General features: G+C 45.2%; 13 protein-coding genes. 6 read left to right on the top strand and 7 right to left on the bottom strand.

Annotation, left to right across the window (positions count from 1 at the left end; translation table 11 throughout):
• Positions 1–6: 6 nt before the first annotated feature.
• Together NV379_RS11105 and NV379_RS11100 are read left to right on the top strand one after the other, a co-directional pair.
• On the top strand, positions 7–3,399 hold the full coding sequence (locus tag NV379_RS11105; RefSeq protein ID WP_258207381.1) for a DUF5704 domain-containing protein: 3,393 nt from the start codon (positions 7–9) through the stop codon (positions 3,397–3,399).
• A gap of 149 nt (positions 3,400–3,548) precedes the next feature.
• Positions 3,549–4,361 (top strand): pyruvate, water dikinase regulatory protein, encoded by an 813-nt coding sequence (locus tag NV379_RS11100; protein ID WP_258207380.1) that lies wholly within the window; start codon positions 3,549–3,551, stop codon positions 4,359–4,361.
• Here the strand turns inward: NV379_RS11100 and NV379_RS11095 are convergent.
• Together NV379_RS11095 and NV379_RS11090 are read right to left on the bottom strand one after the other, a co-directional pair.
• Complete coding sequence (locus tag NV379_RS11095; RefSeq protein ID WP_258207379.1) at positions 4,356–4,643, bottom strand: DUF1294 domain-containing protein; 288 nt, start codon at positions 4,641–4,643, stop codon at positions 4,356–4,358. The two genes, NV379_RS11100 and NV379_RS11095, sit on opposite strands and share 6 nt — an antisense overlap.
• Before the next feature lie 65 nt (positions 4,644–4,708).
• Positions 4,709–5,950 carry an MFS transporter gene (locus NV379_RS11090; RefSeq protein ID WP_258207378.1) on the bottom strand — a complete coding sequence of 414 codons (1,242 nt, stop codon included), beginning with the start codon at positions 5,948–5,950 and terminating at the stop codon, positions 4,709–4,711.
• Between the two features lie 146 nt (positions 5,951–6,096).
• Between NV379_RS11090 and NV379_RS11085 the strand changes: the two genes are divergently transcribed.
• Positions 6,097–6,705, top strand: coding sequence for an acetate uptake transporter (locus NV379_RS11085; protein WP_258207377.1), 609 nt, complete (start codon positions 6,097–6,099; stop codon positions 6,703–6,705).
• Between the two features lie 119 nt (positions 6,706–6,824).
• Here NV379_RS11085 and yxiS read toward each other — a convergent pair whose 3' ends face one another.
• Positions 6,825–7,130, bottom strand: a complete 306-nt coding sequence (yxiS, locus tag NV379_RS11080; RefSeq protein WP_258207490.1) for a protein YxiS — start codon at positions 7,128–7,130, stop codon at positions 6,825–6,827.
• A gap of 103 nt (positions 7,131–7,233) precedes the next feature.
• Here yxiS and NV379_RS11075 point away from each other — a divergent pair, with 103 nt between their 5' ends.
• Together NV379_RS11075 and NV379_RS11070 are read left to right on the top strand one after the other, a co-directional pair.
• Positions 7,234–8,175, top strand: coding sequence for an MBL fold metallo-hydrolase (locus tag NV379_RS11075; protein ID WP_258207376.1), 942 nt, complete (start codon positions 7,234–7,236; stop codon positions 8,173–8,175).
• An 82-nt stretch (positions 8,176–8,257) separates the two neighbouring features.
• Positions 8,258–9,508 carry a M48 family metallopeptidase gene (locus NV379_RS11070; RefSeq protein WP_258207375.1) on the top strand — a complete coding sequence of 417 codons (1,251 nt, stop codon included), beginning with the start codon at positions 8,258–8,260 and terminating at the stop codon, positions 9,506–9,508.
• 2 nt (positions 9,509–9,510) lie between these two features.
• Here the strand turns inward: NV379_RS11070 and NV379_RS11065 are convergent, their stop codons facing one another.
• From NV379_RS11065 to NV379_RS26065, 4 genes are all read right to left on the bottom strand, one after another.
• Entirely contained in the window at positions 9,511–10,221 is a 711-nt protein-coding gene (locus tag NV379_RS11065) for a DUF421 domain-containing protein (protein WP_258207374.1), read from the bottom strand.
• 96 nt (positions 10,222–10,317) lie between these two features.
• Complete coding sequence (locus tag NV379_RS11060) at positions 10,318–11,469, bottom strand: virulence factor (RefSeq protein WP_258207373.1); 1,152 nt, start codon at positions 11,467–11,469, stop codon at positions 10,318–10,320.
• Between the two features lie 166 nt (positions 11,470–11,635).
• Positions 11,636–12,223 (bottom strand): guanylate kinase, encoded by a 588-nt coding sequence (locus NV379_RS11055; protein WP_258207372.1) that lies wholly within the window; start codon positions 12,221–12,223, stop codon positions 11,636–11,638.
• A 260-nt stretch (positions 12,224–12,483) separates the two neighbouring features.
• Positions 12,484–14,460 carry a DEAD/DEAH box helicase gene (locus tag NV379_RS26065; RefSeq protein WP_308860277.1) on the bottom strand — a complete coding sequence of 659 codons (1,977 nt, stop codon included), beginning with the start codon at positions 14,458–14,460 and terminating at the stop codon, positions 12,484–12,486.
• A 334-nt stretch (positions 14,461–14,794) separates the two neighbouring features.
• Between NV379_RS26065 and coxB the strand changes: the two genes are divergently transcribed.
• Entirely contained in the window at positions 14,795–15,796 is a 1,002-nt protein-coding gene (coxB, locus tag NV379_RS11045) for a cytochrome c oxidase subunit II (RefSeq protein WP_258207371.1), read from the top strand.
• Positions 15,797–15,859 lie beyond the last annotated feature (63 nt).

Genomic DNA, 15,859 nt, shown 5'->3' with positions numbered 1-15,859 from the left:
GGGGCTATGAAAAAGTATTGTTCTATATTGCTTGTATTAAGTATGTTTATAGGACTACTTCCCAATATAGCTGTAGCTGCTGAACCAGAGTATGTTGTGGATTTGGGGGTCGATGATTCGTTCGTTATTCAAAAACATAACGATAACATAATTAGTGGATATTCCAAATGGTCGTACGACACTGTTACAATACCAGCCCCTCCGCCCGGGAAGTATATAACGGAAGTTTATTTACGAAATAAGAATAAAAAAGACGAAAGAATAGGAAATCCTCTGAAACCGGATGTTGGCAATAAATTCAAAGTTGGAGATATTCAAAGCATAAGATCTATTGATTTAAAAAAAACTGAAACCACTGGTCAAGGAAATTTTACATGGTGGCGAGATGAGACTATGACGAATGTATGGATGTACGATTTCGAGGGAAGTCGAATGTTCTATAGGTATAAAGGGAAATACGATCAACCAAGAGCAACAGGTGCAGAGTGGGCAAGTTTACCTCGAACAGGAAATGAGCCTAATGGTAGACCATTTCCTTCAGAAGTATCTAATTTTGTTTCAATTGATAGTGGAGGAGCGAATAAAGGAGATACCCCAATTACTCGCGGAGATGAGGCTTGGGATTATCGAAATCATAATATTATTACAACACATCTTGAAAGTGATGATGGGTTGCGTATAGAAATTGATAAATTGAAAGATGTGAAGGTAGATTTTGATGAAGACAAAGGTCTTGAACATTATCCAACAGTTTTTAAAGATAAAGTAAAAAATATAAAATTAGATTTAAAGGCAAGAACATTAAAATTTTGGTATTTGGCATTATTTGATGTTGATGGGCAGGTAACATCTGAAGCACCAAATCGAAAATTAGTATATTTTAATAATTGGAAGTTGACATTTACTGGTCAAGTATATGAATTCCCACCAATAGAAATCGTTGCTATCTATGGTGATAAACCAGGAGAGACTTGTAAACCCGGTGATCCCGACTGTAACTCTGGTGGTCCCACTTGTTCTTCAACACTTACAGGTCCATCTGACGCATCTTCCATGACAGGCGAAGTTAGCGATCCACAATCAGACGGCGTGATTAAAGCCGACACTCGACATTCAGAACGGTTCGATGTACTGCAAGGCATACCAACTTCTGAAAGCTTGTATGCCAACGCCTTTGGGCTAGAATATTTGTATAAGAACAAGTTTACTAATAAGACGGGGAAGTACACCTTTAAGGTAACAGTTACGAAAACATACAATATGAAGTGGAAGGAACCAGGTGGGAAGGACAAAGATGGAAAACCACTTCCTGATGTTGATAAGCAAGATACGAAGACTATAAAGAAAGACTATAACATTGATCGCGACTTCTCCTACTGGGTTATCGACAACCTGGAAGTAAACAAGATCGAGAAGGCTACTATGGCGAACTATGCATTAAGTGGGAGTGTCGATCTTCAACCACAAGGGTATACTCCACCAACAGTAGATGCTAAAAATTCAGATTCGATCGAAGATCATGTTACGCCAGCTTCTTGTGATAATGTCGATTTAGGAACAGAAGAAGTAGCTGGTAAAACACCTCCACCTGAAGACTTTAAGTCTGATGCAGATGGTGCTGTGGGAGAAAATCAAGTGAAGAACGACTTTCTCAACTTCAATGGTTCGGTTATTATGGATAACAGTTCCACTGAAAAAACAGCTCCAACACCTGGAGAAATTCCAAAACCTAAACGTATCGATGAAAATGTTCTCTATGGTAACGGCTATGTAATCAGTAAGTCTCTAATTAATAAAGAAAGTCAGCCTTCTAGTGGTACGATCTATTATCAGTTGATCACTCCAGGCAATATCAAAGGCGGTTCAGACAAGAACTTCCCAATCAACAACATCAACACTGTCACCGTTCACACTCCTGTCGTCATTTACGCTTCTATCTCGGACGATAAAGCTCACAACCAGAAAACCGTACCCGCGTGGGATCGCTCTGCAACGATATTAGATCGACCGTTCACCATACATATGCCAACAGATGGTCAACATCGTAACATTCCAGGTTACGGAGATCGCGACTATGCGAAGTATGTACGAGATAAGCAAGTGTGGTTCCCATTTGACGTGTACAACGGGGATAAGTCGAAGTTTTATGCGAAGGAAACATGGATCTCTATCCCAGTAAACCAAGAGGCGACGAAGTTCTTCATGCCAGTATGGGTGGATGAAGGATTCTATGATGTGTTGTTCCGAACGATTGCCGAGAATGCACCAGACCCGTTTACAAATCAACACAATGCCAACTTGGATTTGACACATCATGTAGCATCAGATGTTATTCCGGTTGATGTGATCGGCCGCTTATACGATTTCAGGATAACAGACGTTCAGGATTTCAATTGGGAGACGGTATTCCGCACGCAACAAGGAGCGAGTACGCATACAGGCAACTACTATTGGTCAGGTCCGAACCAGATAGACGGAGACCCAAGAGGCAACCAAGCACCATTTTTGCTTCCGATCCGTCAAGGTAGTCATCCTGAGAAGGGCTATCGTAATGTGTCGGTAAAGACTGGTTATACGTTCAAATTCGATATGAAGACCAAAGGTGACATGTTCCGCTTCGACGATTCGATTCGTGTGACACCGACTTTCTACTACGTAGACAAGAATGGTCAGAACAGACAAGAAGTCGATCTGTATTACCACTCGGACGACAAGCGGTTCATTCAAATTGGCTCTAAAGATGATGTCCAGAAAAGATACATGGTACTCGATCAGCGCCTGCGCAACGTACCTGCAAGTGATATAACAAGGTCATCAAGCGCTCTATGGGAGTTGTTCTCCAAACCTCTGAATTGGAAAATGGATAAGAAAACCTACAGCGATGCCTTTGCAGAGCACGTGTCAAAAGAAAAGAAATATATCGGCGGATACGCTCTTGAGTTGCTCATCTCCGATGTTCGAATGCTCATTGGTCAACAGTATGTTCCGTTAGGCGTAAACCCTTACCGTGTCCAAGCTGCCGAGCAGCAGTGGTACGGGGAATACAGTATTCCTGCTGCTGTGTATGTCGTGGGAAAGGGGACGAACATCCCAGATTACGGTATTAAAAATGTACTGGACGAGAAGTCGAAGATCTTCTTGAAAGATGGCTACATCATCGTGAACTTCAATCTAGAGACCATCCAGAACAGAGACTTTAACAACCCGCACCTTCAGTACATTCACACACCTGCGATGCTGCAAACCGATCCAAATCGGAATCAATGGACGCTAGAAGGTTACCGTAGAAGCTTCACGGATCCTTACGGTAAGACGTTCAATCTTCGTGACGGCGATGTCGTATTCTATCATGCGGATCAATCTTCTTATGATGATTTCCGTTCTGGCGGAACGCATTGATACCCATTCATTTTCAAAAATAGTCATTGGGCACATACTGCCCAGTGGCTTTTTTTTCGTCATATAGCTTGCCTCCCAATTCGTATAACTCCTGCCTCCTATGTTATGATGAAATGAGTAAAGAAGACGATCAGGGAGGTCACACATAGATGAATTTGAATGGACAACCGACGATTACGATTTGCTCGGATTCGGTGGGGGAGACAGCGGAGACGGTGGTACGAGCGACGATTCGTCAATTCTATAATCATCCGGTACGCTTGCGTCGGATTAGTCATTTGCATCAAGATTCGGAGATTCGATTGGCGGTGCAGGAGGTAGCGCAGACCGGTGGATTTATTGCCTATACACTCGTAGAGCCAGAGCTTCGTGAAGTGATGAAGGAAGAAGCAAAGCGCCTCAAAGTCCACGCGGTCGATATTATGGGACCGATGATGCAAGCTTTTATTGATACGTTCGGGGATTCTCCAAGCCGTAAGCCAGGACTGCTTCATGTGCTGGATGAGGATTACTTCCGTAGAGTCGAAGCAATTGAGTTCACGGTTCGATGCGATGATGGCCGTGAGACGGCGGCAATGTTAGAAGCAGATATTGTCCTGATTGGGGTGTCGCGCACATCCAAGACACCACTTAGTATGTTCCTTGCGCACAAAGGGTTCAAAGTCGCGAATCTACCGCTCATTCCAGAGATGAAGCCGCCCGCGGAGTTGTTCAAGGTGGATAGCTCGCGCATTGTATGCTTGACGATGGACTTTGAGAAAATGTATAAGATCCGCACAGAACGCCTTCGTGCCCTTGGCTTGCCTGATGGTTCGAAATACGCAACCCAGCAGCGGATTACGGAAGAGTTGGACTATGCGCATGAGCTTGCAAGCAAGCTAGGTTGTCCAATCATTAACGTGACGGATAAGGCGATTGAAGAGACAGCGGGTGTGATCTTGGAGTCTTTTCTTACGTTATAATTTCTGAGCGAGCACAAGTAAGTAGCCATATACGCCGACACTAAATAGAATAAGTAGCGGAATACCAAGGCGGAAGCTGAGATGTTTCGTCTTATGACGTTTGCGATTCATCGCGATTTGACTGCCGATTGCACCTCCGCATGCTGCGAGCAGGAATAGTTTCTTCTCAGGTATGCGGCGCTGATTCTTGGCAGCACGGCGCTTATCACTTGCCATTGTGCTGTAGCTAATGAAGTTCATAACAATGAATAATCCAATGAGAATAAGCTGTAGCGTGTTCATATGAATAGCCCCTCCAATCTAGTAGGATGAAGTCCATTATACGCGATTGGAGGTTTTTTTTGCGATTATTTGTATTTGGGAGGTATCGTCTTAACAGTGCTAGCTGAAGCGAACGAAGTTAATTGCCGACGAAGCAGTAACGTACAAGCAATCGGCGCACTGCCTATCACGAGCATCATACTGCTAATGACAAGCGGATCGGTACGCCATGACAGTACCAGAATAAAGACGATAACACCTAGTAATCTTCCTGCATTGAGCGCAAGTTCGCGAAGGATAATGAATTCCTCACGGAGCCTAACATGCTCCTCATTACTACCGATCAGATCAAACACAGCCGAAGTAATCGGCAATGTATACAGTGGAATGCTAAGCGCGACCCCAACGCCGAAGATCAACAAAGTGACATAATCGATTCGCCAGAAAAAGGGGATAATCAGCGCGACCATACAGACTGCACCAATCCACATGCAAGTACTTCGCCATCTCACTTTGACATAACGCCCGACAATCCAATAACTAACGAACGAAACGGCAGAAGTGAGGAGAGCATAATTACCAAGCTTTTGCTCGCTGGAAGTTGCGATATAGACGAGCAGCCCAATCATGAACCCGAATACCCCCTCACGAAACCCTTGTGCGGCAAGCGCGGCGCAGATTCGCCTCCAAGGCGTATTCTTCTTCTTAAAATGTCCCCAGCTATGCGACCACATATATTCGCCAACAGGCTCTCGCTTGGTAATAAAGAAACTCACGATCACACCAAGAATGAATATGCCCATAGAGATGGAGAATATTACGGAGTACCCTTTTTCATCGGGCATATGGACGATAATAAATCCCGAAATCCATGGTGCAATCATACCTGACAAGGAGGTAAGTGCTCCGACCCAGCCATTAAACACATCTCGATCGTCTGGACTCGTCACTTCAAAATAGAGCACATTATACGCCAGCCAGAACAAGCCCGATGCAGCGCCTTGCAGAATTCCAAGCAACCACACGTATGTAACACTGCTAGTCCCGAGCATTAACACACATAGGTAGAAGACGGCAGATGCCGCGACACCTGCACGCAAGCAGTTCATTTTGTTGCCTTCCTTCACCCAGATACCAGCGAGGCAGAAGGTAATTGCCATCGTAAGGAATTGCAGCAGTGAGAACCAGCCAAGCACGGCATAATCTTGACTCGCTTTCCATAAGTAGACGTTAACGAATGTACCGGATAGCGCACTTGCTGCGGCAAACAACGTGTTTTCGAGGATTAACCAGTAGAACGATCTCTCTTTAGCAGGAGTGGATTGCATCTATGAAAGCCACCTTATCTTGTTATTGTGAATTGGAGCACATTCCCATTTGTTTCCCGTATGCAAAATGTGTATAATAATATAGTTTTGTTGCCTACTATTTTTGATAAATACAACTAGATAAACAACATGGGGGAAAAAAGAACATGCAGACTCAATCTGTAAAAATTACAAACTGTGATCCGTCAGCACTTGGATTATTCGGACTTGCGATGGTTACTCTCGTCGCTTCTACACAAAAGCTTGGACTAACAACGGGTGTAGCCTTTATACTGCCTTGGGCAATTTTCTTAGGAGCCTTCGCACAGTTATTCGCTTGCATTAACGATTCCAAACGAAATAACGTTTTTGGTACGACAGCATTTGGCGCATTCGCATTCTTCTGGTTCGCAGTTGGTGCGTCTTGGCTAATCGAAGCGGGTGTATTCGGTTCTACGCTTGCAGCGGCAGTTGATCACAAACAACTTGGTGTTGCTTACATCGGTTACTTGATCTTCTCACTGTTCATGACTTTCGGTGCGCTTGGCACGAACAAAAACTTGTTTATTATTTTCGTTTTTATCGACTTTTTATTCATCGGCTTGTCCGCATACTCATTCGATATTGCACCTGCATTTATGAAAAATGTAGCTGGCGTCTGCGAGCTATTGATCGCTCTTGCAAGCTTCTACGGCTGTGCAGGGAACGTACTGAACCAACATTTTGGTAAAACAGTTGTCCCACTAGGTAAAGCGATTATTACGATTAAAAAATAGTGAGTTATAAAAATGATTTCGAAACATACAAAAAAACAGCGTTAGGTCATTGACCTTACGCTGTTTTTTTGTCTTTTTTTACAAGTGAAGATAAGTTCGGTATCATAAATCGTAGGCTATTATTTCTTATTGCGAAGCGTCTGCATTTCTTCCGTTACAACTGCGGCTAAGTCGGAGTTGTCGAATAGGGATAGCACGCCAAGCAGAGTATCATGTGCGACTTCACCAGCTTCTTCTTTCGGAACGGTAAGTTCTAACATCTCGATAAGAGCAGGGCTTGTCTCTTGGTTTGGGTAAGCTTTACGGTATACCTCAATTGGATCGAGATCGTGATTTACACACCACTGTGCGAACACTAACGCCATCATGCGCTCATCACGCTCATAGTTCTGGCGAAGCTGTTGTTCCATTTCTTTTTGCGACATATTCATATTTCAAATCCCCTTTGTTCACTCATTCTAACGTATCTTTTAAACATAGAGCGCAGGCTCGTAAATGTCAAACTTAAGCGAGAGGCGGTTGTTACATATGGTAAGACAGCGTTATGAAAATTTAGATGGTGTAGGATTAGAAAATTCGTTCAACAAGCTAATGAAGTGGCGCAAGGAGCGTAGCTCGAAGGTTAAGGATATGTCCTATGTTGTTGGGGTAATTCCGAATAAAGAGGTTGCGTTCCTTGCTAATAATCGGACCCAGACGACCGTAACTTGGATAGGGCATTCGACGTTTCTCATTCAACATGGGGGACTTAACATGATTACCGATCCAGTCTGGGCAAACAGCATGGCAGTATCGAAGCGACTAGCTCTACCGGGGTTGACGCTCGAGGAACTGCCCGCGATTGATGTGATGCTACTATCCCACTCGCATTATGATCACATGCACCTTGCTTCGCTCCGCGCGATTGAGCGCAAGCATCATCCACTTCTCATTGTACCGATTGGACTCAAGGCGAAAATGGTTCGCAAAGGATTTGCGAATGTACAAGAACTAGCTTGGTGGGAGCAGACGACAGTAAGTGGAGTGGAAATTCATTTTGTCCCGACACAGCATTGGACGAAGCGAACGCTAACGGATACGAACACTTCGCATTGGGGCGGGTATGTCATTCAGACGTCAGCTCAAGATCCGCAAGCGGTTTATTTTGCAGGAGATAGTGGTTACTTCCGAGGTTTCCAATTGATCGGTGAGCGATTCAACATTCATACGGCACTTATGCCGATTGGTGCGTATGAGCCAGAATGGTTCATGAAACTTCAGCATGTAACACCCGAGGAGGCTGTTCAAGCATTCTTGGATGTGAAGGCGAAGCATTTCGTACCGATGCATTATGGGGCATTTCGTCTAGCGGATGATACGCCTAAGGAAGCGCTGGATCGACTAGTTGCCGAGTGGAAGAAACAAGGGCTTGCTAGCGAGCGACTCCATATTCTTCTGCATGGTGAGACGTTAGGTGCGGACAAATTGTAGGTGATATTGTGTGGTGCTTACACATACCATAAGATGGACAACAGTTACGGATAAATGGGCTTCTGAATAGGAGGTAAGCGCCATGCGAAAGTTTTGGACGTACTATATTGGACTTCTGATTGTGTACAGTCTCGGTGTTGCTTGGTATGTGTGGAAGGGTAATTTCTTCGGGGTTGATGCTAAGTTTACAGGGACACTCATTGATCCGCATACATTTATGACCGGGGATCAGATTGAGCGGGCAGAGATCATGTCACGTATCGGGACGTGGTACTTTTTCGTTCACCCATTCTTGATGATCGGGGTGTTAATTGGACTTCTAAGATTCTCTACTGGCTTACGTACAATTGTTGAAAAATGGTTCCGATCACCGTTTCTGCAATTCCCAGCGTATGCACTCTTCTTCTCACTCATTTTGACGTTAATCTTCGTGCCGGTCAGTTATGTGTTCCATCTGCTTAGCCGAACGTATGGGGTATCGAAGGAATCCACAACCGTGTGGATCACGGATTTGATCAAGAACTTCTGGCTCGAATGGGTAGGTACGGCGCTCATATTCGGTATTATCTATATCCTGCTTCGCAAGGTGCAGAAGCGCGCTTGGCTATGGATGTGGATCATTACGATCCCACTGACCTTGTTCCTGACCTTCTTGCAGCCTGTCGTCATTGATCCGTTATTTAATAAATTTGAGCCACTAGCGAATGGACAGCTTAAGCAGGATATTCTTCATTTAGCTAATGAAGCACAAATTCCAGCCCATGATGTGTATCAAGTAAACATGTCGGAGCGAACAGGCGGGATTAATGCGTATGTGAACGGGATTGGATCGAATGCGCGGATTGTCCTCTGGGACACGACACTGGATAAGCTGAGAACCGATGAAATCTTAACAATCATGGCGCATGAGATGGGTCACTACGTGGAGCGGCATATTTATTGGGGTTTAGCATTCGGACTTCTCTCTAGTCTTGCGGTAATTGGACTTGGATTCTGGCTTTTAACTTGGTCTATCGGCAAATGGGGTCATCACTTCGGTATACGTGGTCGTGGAGATTTCGCGGCGTATCCTGTGCTAGTTGCGATTGTTACTTTAATCAGCTTCGCTTCAAGTCCGATTCAGAATGGCTTCTCCAGAGTCATTGAACACCGAGCGGATGCCTATGCCATGCAAATGACCCACGACGGTGACGCGGCAATCCGTGCTTTCCAGAAGATCGCGAAGGAATCGCTTGCACCTGTAACAGAGCCTACGTTAGTACAGTGGTTTACAGGATCGCATCCGACGATTGAGGATCGTATGGTTTATTTTAACCAATATAAGAAGCAGTAGGCTTATTCCTCGTCCATAGGGGATTGTAAGTGGTCATCGTACGTATCGATATAGAGCTGCTTATCAACGCCCAGGACGGCATAGGTAACATCACTGACTTGTAAGTGATTTTTCGTTAATTGCTTGTGCAGCCAGTCGATTGTGAGATTATTCTGGGATAGATTCTTCTCAATGACGGTTCCATCCATAATGAGTTCGATAGGCAATCGGGTTTCCGTCTTGGTTGCTATCCAGAGATCTTTGCGGGTGACCGTGCGATATTGAGGTTTCTTTAACACCGTTAAGATTCCGTTGATTTCTAAGATTGCGAACAAAACTTCGTTCATATTAAAAATATTGCGCTCACGCAGCTCCTGATTCAAGGAATCTAGCGTGTAGCGCATTTTGCGCATGTTATGTTCGAGAATTTTACCGTTTTGGATAACGATTGTTGGATCACCCGCTAGTAGCTTGCGGAATTTTCTATTCTTCAAGGCGATCTGTGCTACGACTAAGATGATCGTTGCAAACAGGAGAAGGGCATAGATAAGGTGAAACACATTGTAGTCGGTATTAAACACAATATTGGCTGTAATCACGACTAATGTGACGGAAGAGATGAAGTCAAAGTAAGTCATTTGCGCGAGCGTCTGTTTCCCTAAGACACGTGCTGTTAACATGAGGATGGTAAAAGCGGCTAAGGCGCGTAATGTGATCTCAAGATAGATGTTCATCAGATTCCTCCATGGCGATAATCTCTATCATTGTTGCCACGTTGGGTTGAAATAAAACACCCTCCCGCCTTTGTAACAAGGAGAGAGGGTGAGTGATTAGCTATTTTGTCGTCTCGTCATCTGCTGCCACACGGTTCCTTCGGCTTCTTGACCGCTCTCAATTCGCTCGAGCGCGATATTCGCCTGCATGCGCACTTCGAACTCATCGTCTTCAGCTGCTTGGCGCAAGGCCTCAACTGCGGTTGCATCGCCTACTTCGTATAAAAAGCGAGCAGCGCGCCAACGAACAAGCTTGTTATCATCTTGAAGCGCCTTAATCATTGCAGGTGTTGCCGCAGGATCACCAATGTCGGATAGGGAGTCACCTGCTGTACGACGCAGAACAGGGGAGCGGTCTTGCAGCATCTGATAGAGATGAGGCAGAACAGCAGGATCTTTAATTTGGCTTAACAATACCATTGCAAGGCGGCGAACAGAAGTTTGATCATCTTGTAGAAGTTGTACCAGAATCGGCATCGTCTCAGATGATGGTTCGATTGCGTCTAGCGCAGCATAGCGCTTTTTCCAATCGTCTGCTTGCAACTGTATTTGAATTTCTTCGAGTGTAAGCTTACGCTTAATCACTTTGCTATCTTCGGGTAAAGCGGTATATGCTGCTACACTTTGAGTAGCTTGCTCCGTTAATAGGTGAAGTGTCTCGTCATCATAAGAAGCATCAACCTCTTGAACAATCGTCTCCAGCACTTCATTTAACTCACCGTAGCGAATACCGAACTCATCAAGGTGACGCTCTTTCAGTAAGCTTGGAGATGCTGCTGTTGCCTTCATTGCGGCATCTGTAAATCGTTGTGGCATCGCAGCGCGAACCTCTTCGTTACCAGCACGAACACGTACTTGCAGCGGAATGCCGCGAAACTTCTGGAGGAATACGTGTACTTCACCCCATGGATCGTCTGATGCAACGCTCTCTTGCTGAGCGGCACCTTGTCCAGTGCTACCGAACACTTCGCGTGTGGCAGCTAAGATTTGCTGCCAGTCACCTTTTGGTTTGCGATCAAGTGCAATAAAGTCTGCTGCAAGGAATACACTTTTGACATCTGGTATTTGGAGCAATTGTTGTACATATTCAGGTGCCTTTGAAACGTTTGTTTGGTCGTAGGTTAAGCGAACGCTAGCAGGCTGTGACTGATCCATCGTCAGTTTCATGGAGTTGGGACTCGGTGTTGGTTCGATCGAGATGATCTTCATGGGCGATAAACCCTCCTTTATTGGATATGCGTTACACGCAAATTGGAATGTTATGAAAAGTCTACTTTAGTATCATACCATAAACTTTTATTTATAGGGGAGGGGGGCATATTTAACCAAGGTATATAAAAAGCCCCAAACGCGAAGCGTCTAGGGCAATATCGGATTAGTCCATATCGACAAGGTTGCGATTTAAGTAAGTGTCTAGTGTCTTCGTCAGATCGAATACCGTATGCGCAAGATCAACATTCTCGAATGAATGCTCACACTCACTGCGATAGGCAACGGATGAATCATAATGAGAATTGTAACGCTCAATATCCGCGTCAGACTCTCCGTTTTCTTTCATACGCTGGACAAGGGTCTTGCGATCTACATAGATCATTATTCGAACGAGCTTATCTCCATACAAATCTTTGAGTTTCGTCGCTCCTTCAGCGTTCAGAATCAGGAATGCGCTTCCACGATCATGTAGCATGTTAGCAACATCTTGGCTTTTTACACCGTAAAAATGACTGTCCGTTTGCATGACTTCAAGGAATTCGCCTTTACTTTGTGCATTGAAAAATTCGACGGGGGATATGAATCGGTAGTCTTGACCCTCAACCTCAGTAGGGCGGGGCGGTCTAGTCGTATAGGATAACACTTGTTTGACTCCAAGCGTAGCACCTGACATCTCGGCAACTGTTTTGCGACCTGCACCATGGGGGCCTGTAAATACGAATAGTATTTCGTCATCTTTCAATCTGTACATAAGAATGAACACTCCCTTCTTTGGAAAACAACGTTGGGATTGAAGTCTTTCACATTAAGTCTGGGCATCCAGTATTGGGCTAATGTTATTCCTTATTGTAGTTTATTTTATATGCGATTTCCAGCCTTTAACATACCAAAGGTCAACTAATTTGCATAATTAATATTTTTTTAATAATAAAAATTTCGCGATCTATATAAAAATAGCACCAGCAGACTCTCGTCCACTGATGCTAGTATAACAATCACTTAGCGCGTAAATTAACGCTTTCGACCGCCTGGTTTGCGACCGCCGCTGTTCGCACGGCCACCGCCAAAGTTAGGGCGTGCGCTGCCGCGACCTTCACGTTGTTGCGCATCGCCACGACCACTGAACCATTCTGACTCTGCACCGCGCTCAGAGTTATTGCGACCACCGCGTTGTCCTGCATCACCGCGCCCTGCGCCAGCATTACCGCGTCCACTGGACTCGCCGCGCCCTGCGCCAGCATTACCGCGTCCGCTGGACTCACCGCGCCCTGCACCAGCATTACGTCCGCCGCCGAAGCTTGCGCGAGCGCTGCCGCGTCCATCACGCTGTCCTGCATCACCGCGTCCGCCGAACTCCCCGCGGGATGCTCCGCGATCTGCTTGATCACGTCCACCGCGATCTGCGCTGCGCGTATCGTTGTCACGACCTTCCCAGCGCTTCGTGCTATTGTTGTTATTGTTGCTACGTCCGCCACGATTGCCTTGTGCGCCGCCGCGTGCATTGCTGCGTTCAGCAGAGCCTTCACGCTCCGCACGTACACTGCGAGTTGCTACGCGATCTGCGCTGTTACGAGCTGCACGTTCTGCAGAACGCTCAACGCGCTCTACGATTCGCTCAGCTTCGCTTTCACTGCTACGGCGCCATGGACCTTGTGGTACCGCGTTCTCACGATCTTGTCCGCCTGAACGCTTGTTATCACGTTTAAGCACATTACGTTGGTAGTCACCACGTGTCTTACGACCGCCGTCACGTCCACCGCGGTCATTGCCAGTTGTGCGACTATTCCCGCGATCGCCACGGGATTTACCTGCGTTACGACCTTGTGATGTCGTGTAGGACACTTCATCTGCAGATTCTTTCTTACTCGTACTTGTAAACTGTCCGCGTTGTCTTTTCAAGGAATGACCGAGTGCACGTTCAATTGTTTCAAGGTTTTGAGCATCTCTTCCAGTCGCGAATGTAATCGCCGTTCCGTGCTCACCTGCACGGCCTGTACGGCCAATACGGTGGATGTAGCTCTCAGCATCCGGTGTGATGTCGTAGTTGAATACATGAGTGATACCTTCCACATCAATACCGCGAGCTGCCACGTCAGTCGCGATAAGAATATGAATTCTAGCTTCACGGAAACGTTTCATGACGCCTTCACGCTTCGCTTGACTCAAATCACCATGCAATTCATCCGAAGAGAAGCCGCGCTCTTGCAAAGCTTCATTAAGTGCTGCTGCACGACGCTTCGTACGACAGAAGACAACGGCTAGGTACGGCTTCATATCGATAAGCATTTGGCAAAGTGTATCTTCCTTCGCACGATCTGACGTTTCAATAACGATTTGCTCAATTTCCTTCAACGTTACTTGCTTCGGAGCAATGCGAATCTCTTTAGCTTCACGCATATATTGCATCGCAAGTCCACGAATGGCATTTGGCATCGTTGCAGAGAACAACATCGTTTGGCGACGATAATTCGTTGCCATGATGATTTCTTCAACTTCCTTTAAGAAGCCCATATGAAGCATTTGATCAGCTTCATCGAGCACGAGCATTTTGACTTGGCTTAGATCAATGGATCCGCGGCGCATATGATCAAGCAAACGACCTGGCGTAGCTACGACAAGGTGAATGTTTCCTTTTAGCTTATGAAGCTGTTTCTCAACGTCTTGACCGCCATATGCTGCAAGAACACGAACGCCCATTACTGGAGCAAGCTTATTCAGCTCCGTCGTAATCTGGATCGCAAGTTCACGTGTTGGTGTTAAGATCAAACCTTGCGTTACCGCGTTTTCCGTACGAATACGCTGAAGCATAGGTAGTGCGAATGCAAGTGTCTTACCCGTACCCGTCTGTGCTTGTGCGATTACATCATCACCTTCAAGTGCGAGAGGAATCGCTTCTTTTTGAACAGGGGTAGGGTCCGTAATCCCGTTTTTGGAAAGTACATTAACAAGTTCTGTAAGAACACCTAAATCGGCAAATTTCAATGTCATGGGGTAAATAGTCTCCTTTATATATACGTTTAAATCTACGGTCAAATCCGTAATCGGAATATCTCATTATAACCTTTCCCAGCAAAACCGCAAAAAATAGTTGATTTTTACATTTCAATCCACATTTCTTCATTAATATAGTACTGACTTTGTAATAATTTTCGCATGAGATTGAGTTTTTAGAACAATTTGTGAACTATGCTTGAAGGGGCGTCCAATTCGATTGACAAAGAAGTATACTGAATTTATATTAAATGAAGTGTGATGTGGTTGGTTGACAATGGGTTAAGTTCGTGCTAAAAATAATGGTTTTGAAGTGGGGTTGATGAACTTTATGAGTCAGTGGAAAAAGATGTGGCGTCTTGTCCCCCTATTTGCGGTGATGTCGCTTTTACTCGCAGGCTGTGGTAATCCTACCCAGTCCGCATTAATTCCAAGAGGTCCGTACGCGCAGGGCCAATTTGATTTGATGATGTTAAGTTTGATCATCATGATCTCAGTTGTAGTAGTCGTATTCTTGCTGTACTTCTACGTTATTATTCGTTTCCGCAAGCGCAAAGGTCAGACAGGCGTTCCGAAACAAGTGGAAGGTAGCCATCTTTTAGAAGTGATCTGGACAGTTATTCCAATCATCTTACTCGTGATCTTGGCGGTTCCGACGATTAATACAACGTTTAAGAGCTCCGAAGATTTGAGACAAAACAAAGACGCGCTTGTCGTCAAAGTAACAGGCCACCAATTCTGGTGGGAATTCGAGTATCCATCACTCGGCATACATACAGCACAAGATTTAGTCATTCCAGCAGGTAAGAAGATTGCATTCGAATTATCTTCCGTTGATGTGACGCACTCCTTCTGGATTCCATCCCTTGGTGGTAAGATTGACACGAACGTAGGCAGTGGTGTGAATACGTTACCATTACAAGCAGATGAGCCAGGTATTTATCGCGGTAAGTGCGCAGAGCTATGCGGCGATGCACACAGCTTAATGGACTTTAAAGTTATCGCGAAGACAGACGCAGACTTCCAAGCATGGGTCGATAAGATGAAGACGCCTGCAACGGTTTCGGCTGACGCACAAAAAGGACAAGAGTTGTTCAAGCAAAACTGCTTGAGCTGTCACGCAACAGATGTGAAGACAGGATCATTCGGTCCGAACTTAAATGGATTTGCCAGCCGTCAGAAAATCGCAGGTATTCTAGATCATACGGATGCGGATCTTAAAGCTTGGATTAAAGATCCACAAGAAGAGAAAGTAGGCAATAAGATGCCGAAAGTACCTCTCAAAGACGAAGAAATTAACGAAATTGTTAAATACTTAAATACCTTGAAATAAGAATTTTTGGAAAAAGGAGGTTAACACGTTGGCACATGCTCATGGGCATCATCAAGTGAAACG

This window comes from Paenibacillus radicibacter, from assembly GCF_024721995.1.
Lineage (GTDB): Bacteria > Bacillota > Bacilli > Paenibacillales > NBRC-103111 > Paenibacillus_AM > Paenibacillus_AM radicibacter.
Note: the sequence above shows the minus strand (reverse complement) of the source record. Positions and strands in the feature narration are given on the sequence as shown.